The sequence below is a fragment of the Isoptericola sp. NPDC057653 genome, assembly GCF_042799955.1.
GTDB lineage: Bacteria > Actinomycetota > Actinomycetes > Actinomycetales > Cellulomonadaceae > Isoptericola.
Genome location: NZ_JBHVHP010000001.1, coordinates 1,551,609 through 1,574,078 on the forward strand (window position 1 = coordinate 1,551,609; position 22,470 = coordinate 1,574,078).

Here is a 22,470-nt window from a genome sequence, read left to right on the forward strand (position 1 = left end):
CCTCGGGCATGGGGACCTCTCCCCATGCCCGAGGGGCGGAATCGGTATCCCGGGCGGACGAAGACTGGCTATCCTGTGCGGGCGCTGGGTGCGGTCGACGAGGGGCGTCGGACGGTCGGCGCCCACACATCCGGGGGAACAGTGAGCGTGCTCTCGCGCCTGCGTGCCGACCGCCGTGCGTCGATCTCGACCACGGTGGTCCTCGCGCTCTCGGGCGGCGTCGTCGCCGCGGCCGTGCTGTACCAGGGCGAGGCGACGGCCGACGTCGACCTGGACGACTCGGGCGTCTGGGTCACCAACGAGTCCTCCGGCCTGGTGGGCCGGTTCAACACCGAGGCCCGCTCGCTCGACGGCACCATGCTCGCGGGCAGCTCGTCCTTCGACGTGGACCAGCAGGCGAGCCAGGTCCTGGTGAGCGACGACGGCTCCAGCACCGGCAACGTGGTGGACCCGGCCCGGCTGAAGTTCGCGTCCAGCACCGCGGTCCCCGCCGGGGCCGAGGCCTCGATGGGCGGCGGGCGCGTGGCCGTCGTCGACGACGAGTCCGGGTCCCTGTGGGTCACGAGCCTCGACCGGTTCGCCGCGCTCGACACGACGAAGGCGAAGCCCACCGCGGCGCTCGACGGGGCGGCGGACGTCGTCGTCTCCGAGTCCGGCATCGTCTACGCCGTCGTGCCCGCCCGCGACGTCCTGTGGACGCTGGAGCCGGGCGAGGCCCCCCGCACCTCCGGGCTGGACCTGACCTCCGAGGGCGACGACGTCGTCCTCACCACCGTGGGCGACGACCTCGTCGTGCTGGACCGCACCCGCGGGAAGCTCCGGCTGCCGGGCGGCGACGTCGTGGACGTGGCCGAGGCGCAGGGCGCGCAGCTCCAGCTCCCGGGCGCGGAGGGCACCTCCGTCGCCTACGCGACGAGCGGCGCGCTCGTGGTGCAGCCGCTGGGCGGCGGCGCGTCGACGACGCGGAAGGCGTCCGGCACCCCGGCGCAGCCCGTCCAGCTCGGCGGCTGCCTGTACGGGGCCTGGTCCGGCACCGGGCAGATCGTGCGCGACTGCGAGGGCACCGACCTCGACGTCAGCAAGGTGCTCGAGGGCATCGACCAGGACACGCGGCTGGCCTACCGCGTCAACCGCGGCAACGTCGTGCTCAACGACCTCACCGCCGGCACCCTGTGGATGGCGCTCGACGAGTACGAGAAGGTCGACGACTGGGACGTCCAGCTCCCCGAGGAGGGCGACGGCGACGACCCGAACGCGGAGGACGACACCCCCGAGATGGTCGACCAGACCGTCGTCGACCGGGAGAAGCAGGACCCGCCCGTCGCGAAGGACGACAAGATCGGCGTGCGGCCCGGCCGCGCCACCGTGCTCGACGTCCTGGCCAACGACCTCGACCCCGACGGCGACGTCATCACCGCCGCCCTGGCGGGCGACCAGCCCGACGGCATGACGCTGCAGGAGGTGCTCGGCGGCGCGGCGCTGCAGGCCGTCGTCCCCGAGGACGCGACCGGCTCCATGACGTTCTCGTACGTGGTCTCGGACGGCCGCGGCGGGCACGACGAGGCGAGCGTCCACCTGAGCGTGGTGCCGTGGAGCGAGAACGAGGCGCCCGAGCAGACCGGCGAGCCGGTGCTCACCGTGCCGCAGGGCGGCAAGGGCGAGATCCGCGTGCTGTCGTACTTCCGCGACCCGGACGGCGACGACCTGCTGCTCGGCACGGCGGCGTCCGCGGTCAAGGGCGACGAGGTGCGCACGTCCCCGGACGGCACGGTCGAGTTCCGCGACGACGGCAAGACGACAGGGCGCAAGAAGGTCGCGCTGACGGTCAACGACGGCCGCGGCAAGAGCACCGAGGGCACGCTCTGGGTCGACGTCGTCGGCGCGACGCAGAAGCCGCCCGTCGCGGTGGGCGACCACGTGGTGGTGGCCGCGGGCCAGCCGGTGACGGTCGAGCCCCTGAAGAACGACTCCGACCCGAACGGGGACGAGCTCCGCCTGGCCAACGTCAGCGAGGCGTCGCCGGCCCGGATCACGCCGAACTACGACGCGGGCACGTTCACGTTCCTGGCGCAGGAGCCGAAGTCCTACGACGTGCTCTACCAGGTCACCGACGGCCCGAACGCCACCACGGGCGTGGTGCGCGTGGACGTGCTGGACCCGGACGAGGCCACCGGCGACCCGGTGGTCGTGGCGGACACCGCGCTCCTCCCGGCGGGCGGGTCGACGCTCGTGGACGTGCTGGCGAACGACAGCGACCCGGCGGGCGGCGTGCTCGTGGTGCAGTCGGTGGACGTGCCGGACGACGCGGGCGTCGCCGTGGCCGTGCTCGGGCACCAGATGCTGCGCGTCACCGAGAGCCGCCGGATCTCCGAGGCGGTCACCCTCACCTACACGGTCTCCAACGGCTCCGGCACGGCGACGGGCCAGGTCCGCGTGCTGCCGGTCCCGGCGCCGGCGCGACTGCAGCCCCCGAGCGCGGCCGCGGACGAGGCGACGGTGCGCGTGGGCGACTACGTGAACATCGACGTCCTCGACAACGACACCCACCCGGACGGGCTGGAGCTCACCCTCGACGACGAGCTGGTGCAGACGGTCGAGCCCGAGCAGGGCGAGCTGTTCGTCTCCGAGGGGCGGCTGCGGTTCCGCGCCGGCCCGAAGGCGACCACCGCCTACGCCATCTACACGGTGACGGACGAGAACGGCCAGGAGGACTCCGCCCAGGTCACGATCCACGTCCGCGACGGCAAGGACAACCGGCCGCCGACGCCGCCGGACGTGCAGGCGCGGGTCGTGTCCGGGGGCACCGTGCGCGTGCAGGTGCCGCTGGACGGCGTCGACCCGGACGGCGACTCCGTGCAGCTCGTCAACCTCGTGAGGCCGCCGGTCAAGGGCATCGCGGAGATCGTCGACGGGCGCTACGTCGACTTCAGGGCGACGCGCGGCGTCGTCGGCCAGGACTCCCTCACGTACGCCGTCGTCGACGCGCGGGGCGAGACGGCGGAGGGCACGGTGCGGATCGGCATCGCCCCGCCGCCCACCACCAACCACCCCCCGCTCGCGGAGGACGACGTCGTCACGGCCCGGCCGGGGCGCAACGTCGCCGTCGCGCCGCTGCGCAACGACTCCGACCCGGACGGCGACCAGTTCGGCCTCGTGCCCGGCGCCCTGGAGGCGAAGGAGCCGCTGACGCCGAAGGTCGAGGGCGAGCGGATCGTCGTGCGCACCCCGGACGACGACGGCTCGTACGGCTTCTACTACGCGATCGAGGACTCGTGGGGCGCCCGCGCGATGGGCGCGGTGACGCTCGAGGTCGCCGAGGACGCGCCGCTGCTGCCGCCGGTCGCGCGCGACGACGTCGTGATGCCGGGCGCCGTCAAGGCCGACCAGTCGTCCGTCACGGTCGCGGTGCTCGACAACGACGAGGACCCGGACGGCGCGGCGAGCGACCTGGCCGTCTCGGTCGACGCCGACACGGCCACCGTCGGCGACGACGGCGTCCTCGAGGTGCGCCTCACCGCCGAGCGCCAGCTCCTGACGTACACCGTGACCGACCAGGACGGCCTGCAGGCCAAGGCGTTCGTCCAGGTGCCGGCGTCGAAGCAGCCGAGCGCGGACGCCGAGGACCCCGAGGGCCCCGCGCCGATGCTCAAGCCGAGCTTCTCGCCCCTGAAGGTGCGGTCGGGCGAGGCGCTCACCGTCGACCTCGCGGACGCCGTCGTCGTCGCCGAGGGCGGCAAGGTGGCGATCGCCGACGCCGGCAGCGCGAGCGCGGTGGCGGGCGCCGTGGTCGTCAAGGACAAGCAGCGGCTCGTCTACACCTCCGACGAGGACTACGTCGGGCCCGCCGCCGTCGGCGTGCTGGTCACCGACGGCCTGGGCGACGGGCCCGAGGACGACGCGCACACCGCGATGGTCCAGGTGCCGATCACCGTGCTGCCGCCGGAGAACCTGCCGCCCGAGCCCGGCGCGCCCTCGGGCAGCGTCGCGGCGGGCGAGGAGAGCACCGTCGACCTGGCGCGCTTCGCGACCGACCCCGACGGCGACCCGCTGACCTTCTCGCTCGGCTCCGCGCCGAAGGGCGTGAGCGCCGTCCTCACCGGGTCCGTCGTGACGCTCCAGGCGGCGCCCGAGACCACCAAGGGCACCAGCCACACGATCCCGTTCACCGTGTCCGACGGCGAGAACTCCCCCGTGAAGGGCTCGCTCACCGCGACGGTGGTCGCCTCCACGCGCCCGCTGGCGAAGGCGAACCCCGACACCGTCGACGGCGCGCACCAGGGCAAGGCGGTCGCCGTGCCCGTGCTGGCCAACGACATCGACCCGTTCGCGCCGAAGGGCCTCGGGCTCATCGGCAGCGGCGTGGAGACCGGCGACGGCGAGGCCGTCGTGGACGGCGACAAGGTGGTCGTGACGCCCGCGGGCGACTTCGTCGGCACCCTGGTCGCCTACTACCGCGTCGAGGACGCGACCCAGGACCCGGACCGGCTCGTCGAGGGCCGGATCACCCTGTCCGTGCTGGGCGTGCCCGAGGCGCCCGCGACGCCGGTCGTCGAGGAGGTGCGCTCCGAGACGGTCGTCCTGTCCTGGACGCCGCCGCTCAACAACGGCGCGGACATCACCGGCTACACCGTGACCTCGAACCGCGGTGACGCGTTCGACTGCGCCACGACCACGTGCACGCTCGACGGGCTGACCAACAACGTGAAGTACACCTTCACCGTCGTGGCCACCAACGAGGTGGGGGACTCCCCGGCGTCCCCGGCCTCCGCCGAGGCCCGGCCGGACGAGAAGCCGGACCCGCCGGCGGCGCCGTCGCTGGCGTTCGGCGACGGGTCGATCGACGTCACCTGGGTCAACGCGACCTACACCGACCGCTCGCCCATCAAGTGCGTCAACCTGCGGATCTCGCCCGCGCCCGCGAGCGGCGTCACCGAGGTCGCCTGCGTCACCGGGCAGAGCTACACGTGGGACGGGCTGAAGAACGGCACGGCGTACACCGTCGCGGTGCAGGCCGTGAACGAGGCGCCCGACCCGTCCGACTGGGGCGCGGCCTCCGCGGAGGAGATCCCCGCCGGCGTCCCGCTCGACCAGGCCGCCCCGACCGCGTCCCGCGTCTCCGACCCGCTGGGCGGCAAGATCGCCGTCAGCTGGTCGGCGCCGAACTCCAACGGCGACGCCGTGCGGACGTACCACGTCACCACCCTCAAGGGCGGCGCGGCGGTGAAGACCGAGTCGGTCTCCGGGACCTCGTACAGCGCGACCGGCCTGGACAACGAGGGCACGTACACGTTCACCGTGGTGCCCGAGAACAAGGCGGGCAAGGGCGCGTCCAGCCCGGCGTCCAACGCGGTGGTGCCCTTCGGCAAGCCGGAGGCACCCACCGGGGTCGCCGCGTCCGACGGCAAGGGCACGCCGGTCGTCTCGTGGAACGCCGCGGACGCCAACGGCTCGCCGGTGACGTCCTACACGGTCACGGCCTCGAACGGGCAGACCATGACGACGTCCGGCCGCAGCCTGTCGTTCACGTCCGGCCTGGCGAACGGCACGTCGTACACGTTCACGGTGACGGCGACCAACGCCGGCGGCACGTCGTCCGCCAGCGGGAGGTCGAACGCGGTGACGAGGTACAGCGCGCCGTCCGCGCCCAGCGTGAGCTGGACGAAGACGGCGGGCGACGACGGGTACTTCACCGTCAGCGGGCCGGGCAGCTGGAACGGCAAGACCGGCACGGTGAGCTGGACGCTCTCCGGCTCGCAGAGCGGCAGCGGCGACGGCACGGGCCGTGTCGACGTCGCGGGCGGCTGGTCGAAGAGCTACACCGTCTCCGTCAAGGCCTGCAACACCGCCGGCTGCACGTCGGGCAGCAGCGCGAGCGGCACCACCGACCCGCCGCCCCCGCCGCCGCAGGTGACGGTCAGCAAGGGCCCGATCTCGCACGTCGAAGGCTGCAACACCGACGCCTGCAACCGCTACCGGGTGAACGCCAACTCGACGTTCCCCACGGGCACGCACACGTTCGAGTGCTGGTCCAACGCCGACGGCCAGGACAGCAACATCGTCCGAGCGGGACGCTCCTACTCGGCGTACCTCGCGGCGAACGGCTCCGTCGACCTGCCGTGCGTGCTCGGCATCACCAACGGCGCCCAGGCCTGGGTGATGGTGGACGGCAGCTTCAGCATGTCCGTCCGCACGACCTGGTGGCACTAAACGTCCTCCACCCGCTCCCTACAGGCACTGACCCGACATCCGACGCACGACCCTGGAGAGATGAAGCGATGAGCACGATGACCCCCGAGCAGGCGACCTGGTTCGCCCAGACCTTCGACCGCCTCGTCGGGAACGTCGCGCAGGCCGTGCTGGGCAAGGAGGACCAGATCCGCCTGGCGCTCACGTGCATGCTGGCCGAGGGCCACCTGCTGCTGGAGGACGCGCCGGGCACGGGCAAGACGATGCTCGCCCGGTCGATGGCGGCGAGCGTGCAGGGCACGAACCACCGCATCCAGTTCACGCCGGACCTGCTGCCGTCCGACGTCACGGGCGTGACGATCTACGACCAGAAGTCGGGCACGTTCGAGTTCCACAAGGGCCCGATCTTCGCGAACATCGTGCTCGCGGACGAGATCAACCGTGCCTCGCCGAAGACGCAGTCCGCGCTCCTCGAGGTGATGGAGGAGGGGCAGGTCACCGTCGACGGCGTCACGCACGCCGCGGGCAGCCCCTTCATGGTGGTCGCGACGCAGAACCCCATCGAGCAGGCCGGCACCTACCGCCTGCCGGAGGCGCAGCTGGACCGCTTCCTCATGAAGACCTCGATCGGCTACCCGGACCTCGCGTCCACGGTGGAGATCCTCGCGGGCTCGGCCGTGCGCGACCGCAGCGCGGGCCTGCAGCCCGTCATCACCGGCCAGGCCGTGGTGGAGATGGCGAACCTCGCCGCCGCCACCCACGTGGACCCGGCCGTGCTCGAGTACGTCTCGCGCCTGGCGGAGGAGTCGCGCGCGGCGGCCGACGTGCACGTCGGCGTCTCCGTGCGCGGCGCGCTGGCGCTGGTGCGCTGCATGAAGGTGTGGGCGGCGGCGCACGGGCGCAACTACGTGCTGCCCGACGACGTGAAGGACCTGCTGCGGCCCGTGTGGGCGCACCGCCTGGTCCTCGACGCCGAGGCGGAGTTCGGCGGTGCCACCGCGGAGGGCACGATCGACCGCCTGCTCAGCGACGTGGCCGCCCCGCAGGAGCGCCGCTCGGCCTGACGGCGGGCCCCCGGCCTGACCGCGCACCCGGTCCGACAGCGAGGAACTAGGGGAGAACCCCATGACGACCACCACCGAACGGGAGACGGACGCGCCTGCCGCGCAGGACGCCCCCTCGACCCCGGAGCAGGACGCCTCGGCCGCCCCGAGGGCGCCCCGCCGCACGACGCGCCGCCTCCTGGCGGGCGCGCGCGGCGCGGGCGCCGGCGCCGCGGCCGCGGTCCGCTCCGTCGCCGGCCGCGCCTGGGCGCGCACCACGCCCGTCCTGGGCGTCGTGTCCGCGTTCGGGTGGGCCGTCCTCGTGCTCACCGCGGCGGCCTGGTGGGCCGGCGTGGTGCTGGGCTGGGAGGAGTGGGCCGTCGTCGCGGTGACCGTGACGGTGGCGCTGCTCGGCGCGGTCGTGTTCGTCCTCGGGCGCCTGCGCTACGACGTGACGCTCGACGTCGCGTCGCGCCGCGTGGTCGTGGGGGACCGGGCCGTCGGCCGCCTGCTGGTGCGCAACGGCTCGTCGCGCACGATGCTGCCCGCCGTCATGGAGCTCCAGGTGGGGCAGGGCATCGCCACGTTCCCCGTGCCGCGCCTGCGCCCGGACAGCGAGCACGAGGAGATCTTCGCCGTCCCGACGCACCGCCGCGCGGTGATCCCCCTGGGCCCGGTGCGCTCCGTGCGCGCCGACCCGCTCGGGCTGCTGCGCCGCGAGCTCACGTGGACGGAGCCGGAGGAGCTGTTCGTGCACCCCCGCACGCTGCCGCTGTCGGGGTCGTCCACGGGCCTGCTGCACGACCTGGAGGGCCGGGTCACCCCCGACATCTCCGACTCGGACGTGTCGTTCCACGCGCTGCGCGACTACGTGCCGGGCGACGACCGCCGGCACATCCACTGGAAGTCCACGGCCCGCACGGGCCAGCTCATGGTGCGGCAGTTCGAGGAGACGCGCCGCTCGCGCCTCGCGGTCATCCTCTCCACGCGCGAGGAGGACTACGCCGACCCCGAGGAGTTCGAGCTCGCGGTGTCGGTGTGCGGCTCGCTGGGACTGCAGGCCATCCGCGAGGACGGCGGCCTCACCGTGCTGGTCCAGCGAGGCCGGGTGCGGGGGGACCACCGCACGCGGCTGCTGGACGACCTGACCCGGCTGGAGCTCCAGCCCGCCCGCACCAGCCTCGCGGAGGTGGCGCGCGTCGCGTCCGCGACGGTGACCGACGCGTCCGTCGTCGCGGTGGTCGTGGGCAGCCGGGTGACCCCGACCGACCTGCGTGCCGCCGCCGTGCGCCTGCCCGTCGACGCCCGCCTCGTGGCGATGCAGTGCGTGCCGGGGGCGAAGGTGAGCCGGGGCCGGGTGGCCGACATGCAGGTGCTCACGCTCGGCGAGCTGCCGGACCTGCCGAACGCGCTGCGGAGGATGAATGACTGAGGGCTACGCCCCCGCCGAGGACCCGGACGACCGGACCTCGCACGCCGGGCCGACCGGTACCACCGGGAGCACGGGGCACACGGGCGGCACGTCGCGCACGGGCGGCACCTCGCGCACCTCGGTGCGCGCCGGGACCACCCGCGCCAAGGGACGCCGCGACGACCGCCGGCGGGCCGTGACGGCCGCGGGCGCGGTGGACGGCGTCGTGCTGCTCGCCCTGCTCGGCGTGGTCGCGGTCGGCTTCGCGCCGGCCTGGGGCACCACCGGGTACCTCCTGCCGGCGGTCGGCGGGGCGGTGCTCGGCCTGCTCGTCGCCTGGCTCGGCGCGTGGCTGCGCTGGTCGGTGCTGCTCACGAGCGCCGCGACCGTGCTCGCCTACTTCCTGTTCGGGGGCGTGCTCGCGCTGCCGGGCACCGCGATCGCGGGGGTCGTCCCGTCGCTGGACACGCTGCGGGAGCTCGCGGTCGGCGCGGTGCACGGCTGGAAGGCGTTCGTCACGACGGTGCCGCCGATCGCGTCGTTCCCCGACCTCGCGGTGGTGCCGTACCTGCTGCTGTACCTGGCGGCGGTGCTGGCGGGCACGATCGCGTGGCGCGCGCGCCGCGCCGCGTGGGCGCTGCTGCCCGTCGTGGTCGCGCTGGCCGGGGTGGGGCTGCTCGGCACGATCCTGCCGGCCTACCCGCTGGCCCAGGGCCTCGTCGTGGCCGTGGTCGGCCTGCTGTGGGCGTCGTGGCGCGCGGCGGAGAGCCGCATGGGCGCCAACCGCCTGCTGTCCGACGCGAGCCGCTCGGCCACCCGCCGGCTGCGGGCGCAGCGCGTGCGCGGCGGCGCGGTGCTGCTCGCGCTCGGCGGCGTGGCCGCCGTCCTGGTGGCGCCGCAGGTGGCCCAGGGCGAGCGCCTGGCGCTGCGCGAGATGATCACGCCGCCGCTCGACCTGCACCAGTACACGAGCCCGCTGGTCGGCTTCCGGCACTACACGAAGGACCTGGCGGAGACCGAGCTGTTCAGCGTCGACGGCCTGCCGGAGGGCGGCCGCGTGCGGCTCGCGACCCTCGACACCTACGCCGGCACCGTCTACGACGCGTCCAGCGGGCGTGCCACGGGCGTGTTCAACCGCGCGGGCGAGGTCGTGGACACGGTCGCGGCGGGCACGCGCACCCCGGTCGACGTCACGGTGCTGGGCTACTCGGGCGTGTGGGTGCCCGACGTCGGCCAGCTCGCCGGCATCCGGTTCACGGGCGACCGCGCCGCGGAGCTCGCGGCCGGCACCTACTACAACGCGACGTCGGGCACGGCGCTGACGACCGCGGGCCTGCGCCCCGGCGACGGCTACGAGATCGACTCCGTCGTGGCCGCGCCGCCGGACGAGAAGACGCTCGCCTCCACACCGATCGAGCAGGTCGCGCTCCCGAAGCCGCAGGACGTCGCCGACGCCGTGCCGGCGAAGTCGGCCCAGTTCGCGGCCGACGCGACGGACCCGTTCGAGCGGCTCACCAACATCCGCGACACCCTCAAGGCCACGGGCGTGTACTCCAGCGGCCTGGAGAACCAGCCGCCGTCGCGCCCCGGCCACTCGGCCGCGCGCATCGACGCCCTGCTGGCGCAGGACGAGATGGTGGGCGACGACGAGCAGTTCGCCACCGCGTTCGCCCTCATGGCGCAGCAGGCCGGCGTACCGGCGCGCGTCGTCATGGGCTTCTACCCGGAGAAGGACACCGTCAAGGCGGGCGAGCCGTACGTCGTCACGGGCGAGGACGTGCACGCCTGGGTCGAGGTGCCGTTCGAGGGCTACGGCTGGGTCCCGTTCGACGTGATCCCCGACGAGGACAACAAGGTCGAGCCGCTGCCGCGCTCCAAGCAGGTGCCGAAGCCGCCGGTCCTCGAGACGCCCGAGTCGCCGGAGGAGCCGCCCCAGGCGGAGGCCGGCGACGTCGAGGAGGACGACCAGGACGACGACCAGTCGGCGATCGACTGGCGCCAGGTCATGATGATCGCGGTCACGGTCGGCGTGCCGCTCGCGATCCTCGCGCTGCCGCTGCTGCTGATCCTCGGCTTCAAGCGCCGCCGGCGCCGGGGCCGTCGCACGGCCCCCGTGGTCGCGGACCGGGTCAGCGGCGGCTGGCGCGAGGTCGTCGACGTCGCCACCGACCTCGGCGCGGGCGTGCCCCGCGCGGCCACCCGCCGCGAGGGCGCCCGCCTGCTGGCGGAGAAGCTGCCGGAGTCGACCTCGGGCACGGTGCTGCTCGCGCACCGCGCGGACGCCTCGGTCTTCGGGTCGGGCACGCCCACCGACGACGAGGTCACGCAGTACTGGGCCGACGTGGACCAGGCGGTGGGCGAGATGCGTGCCGGCGTGCCCTGGGGCCGCCGGGTCGCCGCGCGGCTGTCGCTGCGCTCGGTGCGCGGCGCGGACGCCCCGCCGCTGCCCGCCGTGCTGCGCGGGTGGGTCGCCGCGGTTCCCGGGGTGTTCGCCCAGGCAGGGCGGGCCGTCGTCCGCCCGGTGCATGACAGGATGGCGCGCGCGCGTCGCCGCAAGCAGCGCGCCCGGCGGCAGGAGGATCGATGACCACGACGTGCACCGCCTGCGGTGCCACCGAGCAGAGCGGCGCGTTCTGCTCCGTGTGCGGCACGCCCACGGTGGCGACCGCTTACCGCGCGCCCGCGGCCTCCGGCCCCCCGACGGGGAGCCTGGAGGTGACGACGGAGCCCGAGCTGCGCGAGCGCACGCGCCGGGCGCCCGCCGGCCTGGTGCAGGCCGCCGCCGGCGCGCCCGGGGTCGCACCGGGCCGGCCGGCGGAGCCGCCGCTGGCCGGTGTCGGCCGGCGCGCCGGGGCGTACCTGCTCGACCTGCTGACGCTCTCCGTGCTGTCGGGCATCGTCGCGACGGTCGTCGTCGTCGCCACCCGGCTGCCGGCGCGCGTCGCGGACCTCGCCGCGGCGACGACGACCATGGGGCAGGCGGCGGCCGCGCAGGAGCTGATGGGCGCGTACACGGTCGTCGCCCTCGTCTCCGGCCTCGTGGGCCTCGCCGGCTGGGTCGGCCTGGCGCTGTGGGACGGCCTCGCCGGCCGCACCGTCGGGAACAGCCTGCTCGGGATCCGCACGGTCTCCGCCGAGGGCGGCGGCCCGATCGGCGCGGGCCGCGGGCTGCTGCGCTGGCTCGTCCTGGCGCTGAGCGGCGTCGTGCCGCTCGTCGGGACCGTGCTGGTGCTGGTCTCGCCCACCTTCGACGCGTCGGGCCGCCGCCAGGGCTGGCAGGACAAGGCGGCCCGCAGCCTGGTGCGCGACGTCCGCAACGAGACCCCGCGCAGCTTCGCGCCCGCCTCGCCCGCGAGCCCCGGCGGCGCGCCCGCCCCGGCGGCCGGCGCGTCGCCCGACCCGTGGGCCTTCCCCGGCGGCGAGGGGCGCGAGCAGCTCCCCGCGGGCGGCGTGATCACCGGCGTGCCGGGGTCGGCCGCACCCGCCGGCACGGCCGGGGACGGGCTGTCCGGCATCGAGGCGCACACCGTGCACCGCGGCGCCCCCGGGACCCCCGCCGCCCCGGCGGGCCCGGTCCCGCCGGCGACGCCCGTGCAGGCGCCGGCCCAGCCGCCCGCGCCGCTGCCCGCACCCGTGCAGCCCGCCCCGGAGGCGGACGACCTCGAGGACCTCGAGGCGACGCGGTTCAGCGTGTCGTCGCGGCGCAGCGCCGGCGACGGCAGCGCCCCGCCGCGGATCGTCGTGGAGGTCGACCCGGACCGCCGCGTGCACGTCGCGACCCGCACGCTCGTCGGTCGGGCGCCGCAGCAGGACGGCGGGGCCCCGGCGACGCTGCTGCGCGTCGACGACGCGACGCGCTCGGTGTCCAAGACGCACCTCGAGCTCGTGCCGTCCGCCGGCGGGCTGCAGGTCACCGACCTCGGCAGCACCAACGGCAGCGCGGTCATCGACCCCGCCGGCGCGGTGCAGGAGCTCTCGGCCGGCCGTCCGGTCACGGTGGGCGCGGGCTGGGTCGTGCAGGCGGGCGCGCGGCGCCTGACCGTCGTCGGGCAGGACGCCGGCGCATGACCGTTCCCGTCAGCCTCGGGCTGCTGTGGGGTGCGGCGACGCACCAGGGCGCGCGCCGCAAGCTCAACGAGGACTCCTACCTCGCGGGGGGCTCCGTCTTCTTCGTCGCCGACGGCATGGGCGGGCACGACGCCGGGGAGGTGGCGAGCGCCGCCGCCGTCGAGGCGCTCACGCCGCTCGGCGACGCCGACGTCGTCGGGGTGGACGCCGTGCGGGGCCGCGTGCGCGCCGCGCACGACGCCGTGCGGGCGATCGAGACCGCGCCCGGCCGCGGCGCCGGCACGACGCTCGCCGGGGTGGTGCTCACCGAGCAGGGGGGCGAGCCGTACTGGCTGGTCGTCAACATGGGCGACTCCCGGACCTACCGCAGCGCGGACGGCGTGCTGGAGCAGGTGAGCGTGGACCACTCGGAGGTCCAGGAGCTCCTGGACGCCGGCCGGCTCACGCCGGAGCAGGCGCTGACCTACCCGCGCCGGCACGTCGTGACGCGCGCGCTCGGTGCGCCGGACGACCCGGAGCCGGACTTCTGGTTCCTGCCCGTGCACCCGGGGGACCGGATGCTCGTGTGCTCCGACGGGCTGACCGCGGAGCTGACCGACCGGCGGGTGGCCGAGGTGCTGCTCGTCGAGGCCGACCCGCAGGTGGCCGCCGAGCGGCTGGTCCGCGAGGCGCTCGTCGCGGGCGGCCGGGATAACATCACCGTCATCGTGGTGGACGCCACGGGGCTGACGGAGGCCCTGGAGAGCACGGCGCCGAGGGACGGGCGCGCGGGCCGCGATGACGACGAGGACACGGTGCCCCGGCGGTCGCCGTGGAAGGGGGCCATGACGTGACCGTGCGCTACGTGATCGGCCCGGCGTATGCCGTGGTCCGAGGTGGTGCCGTGGTGGTGCTGCCGGAGAAGGTGACGCCGGAGCTGGTCGACGAGCTGTGGACGAGGCTCGGGGACGGCGGCGGGGTGGTCCCGGTGCTGGAGGTGCTCACCGGGTCGTTCGGCGCGAGCCTCGCCTCGCTGCCGCCGTTCGCGATCGCCGTCGCCGACGGGCGGCGGGTGCAGGTCGCCAGCCGCGGCGCGACGTCCGTGACCATCGACCGTGCGGGCGGGCGCGAGCACGTCTCCGGCGAGGGGGTGACCACCTGGGCCGAGCGCACGTTCGACGAGGTGATCGACCTGTCCGTGCAGGTGGGCGTGGCCGAGCCCTCGCACCTGGTGGACGCCCGCGCGCTCCCGCTGGACGCGGGCGTGACCCTGGTGACGTCGGTCGGCGCGCGGCTGACGGGCGACGCCCTGCCGACGGCGCCGGTGCGGCACCCGGAGCGCGTGCGCGAGCCCTGGGAGGACGACGCGGCGGCCGAGGACGACGCGCCGCCGCCCCTCGTGCGCGGGGCGGCGGTGCCGACGCCCGCGCCGTCCGGCCCGGCGACGCCCGAGCCGGTCGAGCCGCCCGCGCCGTCGACGCCCCTGGTGCCGAGCCCGGTGCCGAGCCCGGTGCCGAGCCCGGTGTCGAGCCCGGTGTCACCCGCGCCGCCGACCGTTCCCGTCCTGGACGGCGTGCCGGTCGCCGAGGCGACCATCGCGCCGGAGGCCACGATGGTGCCGAGCCTGACGGTGGTGCCGGTCGGCGCCGACGACGCCGTGGACGGGCCCGCCGAGGACGCCGCGGACGCGGCCGGGGCGGCCGACCTCCCCGCTGCCGCGGGCGGCGCCGGCGACGAGCCGCCGCTGGAGGAGACCACCGGCTACGGGCACCTGTGGGGCTCGACGGTGCACTCGTCCGTCGAGGCCGCCGCCGTCCGTCCCCCGGGGGAGGACGAGGAGGAGGACGGCGAGCCCGACGCCGCGCCGGCGTCCGAGGCGCCCGCCGCGATCGTCTCCGCCGTCCCCGCCTCGCAGGCTCCGGAGCCCGCCGCGGCGCCCGGCCCGTCGGGACCGGTCCCGGCCGCTCCCGCGCCGGTCACCCCCGTGCCGCCCGCCCCCGTGCCCGGCGCGCCGGCGGAGCCGGCGGCCGACGGCGGTGCCGACGAGATCGACGGCAGCACGGTGCTGTCCTCCGCCATCGCGGACCTGCGGTCCACCGCGCCGGGGCCGCAGGCCGCCGCGCCGGCCACGGGCGTGCCCGGCGCGCCCGTCCCGCCCGGGCCGGCGTTCGCGTCCGCGCCCGCTCCCGGCCGGCCGATGATCCTCGCGCGGTCCTGCACCGCCGGTCACCCGAACCCGCCCCAGCGCGACGACTGCGCCACCTGCGGGCAGTCGCTCGTGGGCGAGGCGCGCCAGGTGCCGCGCCCGCCGCTCGGGACGATGGGCGTGTCCGGCGGCCCCCGGGTCACGCTCGACCGGCCGGTCGTCGTCGGGCGCAAGCCGCGCTCGCCGCGGGCCTCCGGCGACGACCTGCCGCGGCTGGTCACGGTGCCGAGCCCGCAGCAGGACATCTCCCGCTCCCACGTCGAGGTGCGCCTCGAGGGCTGGCACGTGCTGGTCAGCGACATGAGCACGACGAACGGCACCACGCTGCTGCGGTCGGGCCAGCCGCCGCTGCGGCTGCACCCGGGCGAGCCGGTCATGGTCGTCTCGCGCGACGTCGTCGACCTGGGTGACGACGTGACGCTGACCTTCGAAGGGATCCTCTGAGTGAGCCGCAAGCGTCCACCGTCACCGCCGCCGGAGATCGAGGGGTTCGAGTACGTCTCCCTCATCGGGTCGGGCGGCTTCTCGGACGTCTTCCTCTACCAGCAGCGCCGACCGCGTCGTCGGGTGGCCGTGAAGGTCCTGCTGCACGAGTGGACGAACGAGGGGCAGCGCGAGGCCTTCGAGGCCGAGGCCGACCTCATGGCCACGCTGTCCACCCACCCGTCCATCGTCACGATGTACGAGGCGGACGTCGCCTCCGACGGCCGTCCGTTCCTCGCGATGGAGTTCTGCTCCCGGCCGAACCTGGGCGCGCGCTACCGCAGCGAGCGGCTCAGCGTGCCCGACGTGCTGCGGATCGCCGTGCAGGTCGCGGGCGCCGTCGAGACGTCGCACCGCGCCGGCATCCTGCACCGTGACATCAAGCCGGCGAACATCCTCGTCACCGAGTACGGGCACCCCGCGCTGACCGACTTCGGCATCTCGTCCACGCTGGACGACGCCGGCCGCGCGGAGGGCATGTCCATCCCGTGGTCGCCGCCGGAGTCGTTCGCGGAGCCGCCGCGCACGGGCGTGGCCACCGACGTCTGGGGCCTCGCCGCGACCACGTACTCGCTGCTGGCCTCCCGCACGCCGTTCGAGGTGCCGGGCGGGTCGAACTCCAGCGCGGACCTGGTGGCGCGCATCGAGTCGGCGCCGCTGCAGCAGACGGGCCGCAACGACGTGCCCGCCTCGCTCGAGCGCGTGCTGAGCACGGCGATGGCGAAGAACCCCGAGGCCCGGTACCCGACGTCCCTCGCGTTCGCCCGCGCCCTCCAGGCCGTGCAGACCGAGTTGTCCTTCGCGGTCACGCCGATCGACCTCCTCGACGACCGCGGCCAGGTCCGCGACGACGACGGCGACGCCCCGGGCGACGAGGACGAGGTCGGCACCCGGCTCCGCGAGGTCGTGTCGGTCGACCCGCGCGGGCCCGCGGCGGCCGCCGCGCTCGCGGCGACCGGTACCGCCGCCCCGCCCCGACCCGCCTGGACGTCGTCCGTCCCGGCCCCGACGGCGTCGACGGTCACCGGCACGGCGCCCGCGCTGGCCGACGACCTCGGCGACACGGTGCACCGCTCGATGGCGCCCGCGGCGCCCGCCCGGGTCGACGCTCCGGCCGCCCCCGCCGAGGCGCCCGCGCCGCGCCGCAGCGGCGTGGTCGTCGGCCTGGTGGTGGGCCTGGCCGTCCTGGTGACCGCGCTGGTCGTGACGCTCGCCGTCGTGCTGTGGCCGGACGGGGAGTCGCCCGAGGACCCGGTGACGCCCGTCGCCACGGGACAGGGCGACGACCCGGCCCCGCCCGCGGACAACCTGGGCGGCCTCGTGCCGTCGGTCACCGAGCTCGAGGGCAAGGCGAAGGGCGACAAGGTCGTCTTCACCTGGACCAACCCGGACCCGCAGGACGGCGACGCGTACGGCTGGCGCGAGGCCAAGGCCCTGGGGGAGGCGCACTACCAGAAGGTGACCGAGCCGACCGTCACGGTGCCGAAGGAGAAGTCCGGCGAGACGTGCGTCGAGGTCGTCGTCGTGCGGAGCGGCGCGTTCTCGGTGCAGCCGCAGGGGGTGTGCGTGGGATGAGCGACCTGGCGGTGGAGTTCGCGGGCGAGTGGTTCCGGCCCGAGCCGGGCTCGGTGTTCGAGATCGGTCGCGAGGGCGACCTCGCGCTGGACGACAACCCGTACCTGCACCGGCGGTTCCTGCAGCTCACCCACGCGTCGGGGCTGTGGTGGCTGGGCAACGTCGGCAACCGGCTGTCCGCCACCGTGTGCGACGCGGCGGGAGGCGTGCAGTCCTGGCTCTCGCCGGGCACGTCGCTGCCGATCGTCTTCCCGAACACGTCGATCGTGTTCACGGCCGGGCCGACCACCTACGAGCTGCTCGCGGCGCTCAGCCCCGCGCCGTACGCGGAGATCCGCTCGGAGGAGCCCGAGGGCGGGGCGACGACGATCGGGATGATCCCGTTCACCGTCAGCCAGCGCCAGCTCGTGGTGGCCCTCTGCGAGCCGATGCTCAAGCGGGACGGCACGGGCCTGTCGGAGATCCCGTCCTCCGCCGAGGCGGCGGCGCGCCTCGGGTGGACGACGACGCGCTTCAACCGCAAGCTCGACAACGTGTGCGAGAAGCTCGACCGGGTGGGCGTGAAGGGCCTGCGCGGCGGGTCGGGCGGGCTCGCGACCAACCGCCGCGCGCGCCTGGTCGAGTACGCGGTGGCGTCCCGGCTGGTGACCTCTGACGACCTGCCGCTGCTCGACCTGCCGTCGGACGGCGACCCGAAGGACGCCGAGTGACCCGCCGCCGGCGCCCCGAGCCCTGGCAGCTCGTCGTGGTGACGGCGATCGGGGGCGCCGCCATCGCGTTCGTGATCGTGGTGGTGACCGGCGTGCTCGCCGACGGGGTGGGCACCGGCGATCCCCTCGACTTCTACCGCGCGATCGGCCGCGAGCTGACCGACCCCGCGACCTGGCGCGTCGTGGGCCTGAGCGCGGTCGTGGTCGCGGCCGTGACGGCCGTGGTCCTGGCGTTCACGCGCCGCGGCCGGGGCGGCTGACCCCCCGACGTCCCCCGCCGGCCGCTCGGCCGCCGGACAGAACCTGACCGAACGAACCGAGGAGAGCGATGCGCGTCAAGGTGACGCTCCGGCGCCCCGACACCACGCACGACGACGTCGTCGTCACCGCGGACGCGGGCGCGACGATCGGGGAGGTCGCCTCGACGATCGCCCGCGTCGACCCGTCCGGCACGGAGGAGACGGACCGCCGGCGGCGCACGCTGGAGGCCCGCCTGCCCGGGCAGGACCGGCCCGTGCGGCTGCCGGCCGACGCCGCGCTCGGCGAGGCGTGGATCGGCTCGGGCGCGGAGGTCGCGATCGTCGACCTCGACCGCCCGGGCTTCGACTACCAGCCCTCGCGCGACGTGCGCGCCACCCTGCGGTTCTCGGACGGCGGCGTCATCGACCTGCCCGAGGGCAGCTGGGTGCTGGGCCGCGCGCCGGGCTGCGACGTCGTCCTGAGCGACGCGCTCGTGTCGAAGCAGCACCTGCGCCTGGACGTCTCGGACGTCGTCGACGTGGTCGACCTGGGTTCGGCCAACGGCCTCCTGGTCGACGGCGCGCACGTCCAGCGCCTGCGCGTCGAGGGCAGCCAGCGCGTCACCGTGGGCGACACGGTGATGACGATCGAGCGGCGCAAGCCGCAGACGCTCCAGGGGGTGGCACCGAAGGCCGGCCCCGTGCCGTTCACCCGCTCGCCGCGCGTCGAGGCGCGGTACAAGGGCGAGCAGTTCGACGCCCCCGAGGTGCCCGCGGAGACGGAGCCGCAGCCGTTCCCGCTGCTGGCGATGCTCGCCCCGGTCCTCATGGGCGGGTTCATGCTCGCGATGGGCCGCGGGATGATGTCGCTGGTCTTCATCGCGCTCTCGCCGATCATGCTGGTCGGCAACTACCTCACACGGAACATGCAGACCAGGAAGCGCAAGGAGCGCGACATCGCCCGCTTCGAGGAGCGGCTCGACGCGCTGCGCGAGGCGCTGGGCGGCGAGGAGGAGACCGAGCGCTCGGTGCGCCTGCGCGAGGCCCCGGCCACGCCGCACGTGTTCGCGGAGGCGATGCGGCACGGCCCGATGCTGTGGACCCGCCGCCCGGAGCACTGGAGCTTCCTCAACGTGCGGTTCGGCATCGGCACGATGCCGTCGCGCAACACGGTGAAGGACTCCGCCAAGGGCTCGATGATCAAGGAGTACCAGGACCGCCTGGACGCCGTGGTCGAGCGGCACGAGAACGTGTCGGGCGTGCCCGTGGTGGAGAACCTGTACGACGCCGGCGCGCTCGGCTTCGCGGGCCCGCCCGCGGCGGTGGCCGGCAGCCTCAACGCGACGCTGCTGCAGCTCACCGGCCTGCACTCGCCGGCGGAGCTGGTCGTCACCGGCATGGTCAGCCCGGTGTGGACCAAGCACCTGCAGTGGCTCACCTGGATCCCGCACACGTCCTCCCCGCAGAGCCCGATCGAGGGCCACCACCTCGCCGACTCCGCCAGCGGCGCGGCGCGGCTGGTCGCGGAGCTCGAGGAGCTCGTCACCACCCGCCTGCGGGCGGCGCGCGGCGGCGCCCAGCGCCGCGGTGCGATCGACGAGGACGACGCCGCCCTCGAGCGTGGCTCCGACGTCGGCGGCAAGAAGGCCGAGGCGGGCACGAAGTCGCCCGTGCCGGCGGTCGTCGTGGTGATCTCGGACGACATCGACGTGGACCGCGCGCGCCTCGTGCAGCTCGCGGAGCAGGGCCCGGACGCGGGCGTCTACCCGCTGTGGATCTCCGCGGACACCGCGTACCTGCCGGCCGCGTGCCGCACGTTCGTGGACCTGGGGGAGCACGGCCCGCGCGTCGGCATGGTGCGCCTGGGCCGCTGGGTGGACGACGTCGAGCTCGAGGAGGTCGACGCGTCGACGGCGCTCGACTACGGCCGCCGGCTCGCCCCCGTGTTCGACGCCGGCGCGATCGTCGCCGACTCGTCCGACCTGCCCCGCTCGGTGACGATGCCCGCGCTGCTCGGGCACGACCTGTTCGAGGACCCGGGCGCCGTGCTGGAGCGCTGGCGGCAGAACCTGTCGGTCTACGACCGCACGCAGGCGGTGCCGCGCAAGCGGGCCGGCTCGCTGCGCGCCATCGTCGGCTCGGCGGGTCTGGACGCCCAGCACCTCGACCTGCGCTCCCAGGGCCCGCACGCCCTGGTGGGCGGCACGACGGGCGCCGGCAAGTCCGAGTTCCTGCAGGCGTGGGTGCTCGCGATGGCGGCGGAGTACAGCCCGGACCGGGTCACCTTCCTGTTCGTGGACTACAAGGGCGGGTCGGCGTTCGCGGACTGCGTCCAGCTGCCGCACTGCGTCGGCCTCGTGACGGACCTCAGCCAGCACCTGGTGCTGCGGGCGCTGACGTCGCTGCGCGCCGAGCTGCACCACCGCGAGCACCTCTTCAACCGCAAGAAGGTCAAGGACCTGCTCGAGCTGGAGAAGCGCGGCGACCCGGAGACGCCTCCCGCGCTCGTCATCGTCATCGACGAGTTCGCGGCGCTGGTGGGCGACGTGCCGGAGTTCGTCGACGGCGTCGTCGACGTCGCCCAGCGCGGCCGCTCGCTCGGCATCCACCTGATCCTGGCCACGCAGCGCCCCGCGGGCGTCATCAAGGACAACCTGCGCGCCAACACGAACCTGCGCGTCGCGCTCCGCATGGCGGACGAGTCCGACTCCAGCGACGTCGTCGACATCAAGGACGCGGCGCACATCGACCCGGCCATCCCCGGCCGCGGCGTGGTGAAGACGGGCCCGGGCCGCCTGCAGGCGTTCCAGTCCGGGTACGCGGGCGCGTGGAGCAGCCGGGCCCCGGAGCGGGCCGCGATCGAGGTCGCGGGCCTGCACTTCGGCCGCGAGGAGCGGTGGGAGGAGCCCGTCGACCCGTCGGCCGTCGTCGACGACGGGCTCGACCTCGGCCCCAACGACCAGCAGCGCCTGGTCGCGCGGGTCACCGAGGCGTTCGAGGCGGGCCGCCTGCCCGTGCCTCGTCGTCCCTGGCTGGACTCGATGGCCGACGCGTACGACCTCACGCGCCTGCACCAGCGCACCGACACCGAGCTGCTGCTGGGCGTGGCCGACATCCCCGAGCAGCAGGCGCAGCGGCCCGTGTACTTCGTGCCGGACGTCGACGGACACCTGGGCGTGTACGGCACGGGCGGCGCCGGCAAGAGCACGGCGCTGCGCACGCTCGCCGCGGCCGCGGGCATCACCCCGCGCGGCGGCCCGGTGCACGTGTACGGCCTGGACTTCGCGGCGGGCGCGCTGCGCATGCTGTCGTCGCTGCCGCACGTCGGGACGATCGCGCGCGGCGACGACGTCGAGCGCGTGGTCGGCCTGATGCGCATGCTGCGCGACGAGCTGCAGCGCCGCGGTGAGGCGTTCGCGGCGGTGTCGGCGTCGAGCGTCACCGAGTACCGGCAGCTGTCGGGGCGCGTGGACGTGCCGCGCATCCTGCTGCTGGTCGACGGGTTCCCGGGCTTCCGCGACGACTTCGAGGTGGGCGCCGGCCGCGCGGAGTGGTTCGACGTCTTCCGCGACATCCTCAACGACGGCCGCGCCCTCGGCATGCACGTCGTGTTCACGGCCGACCGCTCGGGCGCGGTCCCCACGTACGTGCGCTCGATGGTGCAGCGCAACCTGCTGCTGCGGATGACCGACGACGGGTACCTGGCGTTCAACGCCCCCCGCGACGTCATCACCTCGAGCTCGCCCAACGGCCGCGCGCTCGTCGACGGGCTCGAGGTCCAGGTCGCCGTCATCGGCGGCACGACGTCGGTGTCCGCGCAGGCGGCCGCGACGGAGAAGCTGGGCCAGTCGATGCTGGCGGCGGGCGTGCGCCCGGCGCCCGACGTCCGCGTGCTGCCCACCGAGTACGGGGCGGGCGAGCTGCCGCCGCGGGTGGACGGGCAGCCTGTGCTGGGCCTGGACGGCATCACCCTCGGGCCGGTGCCGTTCGAGCCCACGGGCACGATGGTCGTCGCCGGCCCGCCCGGGTCGGGGCGCAGCAACGCGCTCGTCGCGATCGCGCGGGCCGTGCTCCGGGCCAACCCGGACGCGCGGATGTACCTCTTCGCGCAGGGCCGGTCGGCGATCGCCGACAAGCTGCCGTGGACGGAGGTCGCCACCGGGGTGGAGAAGGTCAAGGCGCTCGCCACCGACCTGCTCGCCGCCGTCCAGGACGAGGACGTCGACCCCGGGATCGTCGTGCTGATCGAGGGCATCAACGAGTACCTGCAGTCCCCGGCGGACAAGCCGATCCAGGACCTCACCAAGGCGATCCGGGGCAGCGACCACCTGCTCGTCGCCGAGGCGGAGACGGCCGGCTGGTCCGCGACCTGGCCGCTGCTGGGCGAGGTGAAGAACGGCCGGCGCGGCCTCATCCTGCAGCCCGAGAACCTCGACGGCGACACCATCCTCAAGACGTCGCTGCCGCGCGCCGCCAAGGGGGAGTTCCCGGTGGGCCGGGGCGCGTGGATCGCCCGCGGCAAGCACACGCGGGTGCAGCTGCCGCTGGTCCTGGACGACTGAGGGGCGGC

Annotated in this window: 11 protein-coding genes; all 11 read left to right on the forward strand. The window is 75.1% G+C overall.

The window, feature by feature from the left end; translation table 11 throughout:
- Positions 1-147: 147 nt before the first annotated feature.
- The 11 genes from ACFU9A_RS06955 to ACFU9A_RS07005 all read left to right on the forward strand — a co-directional run bounded on the left by ACFU9A_RS06955 (position 148) and on the right by ACFU9A_RS07005 (position 22,462).
- A complete protein-coding gene (locus ACFU9A_RS06955) occupies positions 148-6,207 on the forward strand; it encodes an Ig-like domain-containing protein (protein ID WP_430574524.1) in 6,060 nt (2,019 codons plus the stop codon).
- A 68-nt stretch (positions 6,208-6,275) separates the two neighbouring features.
- Entirely contained in the window at positions 6,276-7,250 is a 975-nt protein-coding gene (locus ACFU9A_RS06960; protein WP_430574525.1) for an AAA family ATPase, read from the forward strand.
- Positions 7,251-7,311: 61 nt separating this feature from the next.
- Entirely contained in the window at positions 7,312-8,661 is a 1,350-nt protein-coding gene (locus ACFU9A_RS06965) for a DUF58 domain-containing protein (protein ID WP_430574526.1), read from the forward strand.
- Positions 8,654-11,227, forward strand: coding sequence for a transglutaminase family protein (locus ACFU9A_RS06970; RefSeq protein ID WP_430574527.1), 2,574 nt, complete (start codon positions 8,654-8,656; stop codon positions 11,225-11,227). Before ACFU9A_RS06965 ends, ACFU9A_RS06970 begins: the two co-directional genes overlap by 8 nt.
- The gene (locus ACFU9A_RS06975) at positions 11,224-12,708 is read left to right on the forward strand and encodes an RDD family protein (protein ID WP_430574528.1); all 1,485 of its coding nucleotides are present in this window, start codon (positions 11,224-11,226) and stop codon (positions 12,706-12,708) included. Before ACFU9A_RS06970 ends, ACFU9A_RS06975 begins: the two co-directional genes overlap by 4 nt.
- On the forward strand, positions 12,705-13,541 hold the full coding sequence (locus ACFU9A_RS06980) for a PP2C family protein-serine/threonine phosphatase (RefSeq protein ID WP_430574529.1): 837 nt from the start codon (positions 12,705-12,707) through the stop codon (positions 13,539-13,541). The genes ACFU9A_RS06975 and ACFU9A_RS06980 overlap by 4 nt, the downstream gene beginning before the upstream one ends.
- Positions 13,538-15,337, forward strand: a complete 1,800-nt coding sequence (locus ACFU9A_RS06985; RefSeq protein ID WP_430574530.1) for a hypothetical protein — start codon at positions 13,538-13,540, stop codon at positions 15,335-15,337. Before ACFU9A_RS06980 ends, ACFU9A_RS06985 begins: the two co-directional genes overlap by 4 nt.
- Complete coding sequence (locus ACFU9A_RS06990; RefSeq protein ID WP_430574531.1) at positions 15,338-16,951, forward strand: serine/threonine-protein kinase; 1,614 nt, start codon at positions 15,338-15,340, stop codon at positions 16,949-16,951. It abuts the gene before it with no gap.
- Positions 16,948-17,661, forward strand: coding sequence for a hypothetical protein (locus tag ACFU9A_RS06995; RefSeq protein ID WP_430574532.1), 714 nt, complete (start codon positions 16,948-16,950; stop codon positions 17,659-17,661). Before ACFU9A_RS06990 ends, ACFU9A_RS06995 begins: the two co-directional genes overlap by 4 nt.
- Positions 17,658-17,921 (forward strand): hypothetical protein, encoded by a 264-nt coding sequence (locus ACFU9A_RS07000; RefSeq protein ID WP_430574533.1) that lies wholly within the window; start codon positions 17,658-17,660, stop codon positions 17,919-17,921. The genes ACFU9A_RS06995 and ACFU9A_RS07000 overlap by 4 nt, the downstream gene beginning before the upstream one ends.
- Positions 17,922-17,989: 68 nt before the next feature.
- Positions 17,990-22,462: an FtsK/SpoIIIE domain-containing protein gene (locus ACFU9A_RS07005; RefSeq protein ID WP_430574534.1), complete on the forward strand. Its 4,473-nt coding sequence runs from the start codon at positions 17,990-17,992 to the stop codon at positions 22,460-22,462.
- Positions 22,463-22,470 lie beyond the last annotated feature (8 nt).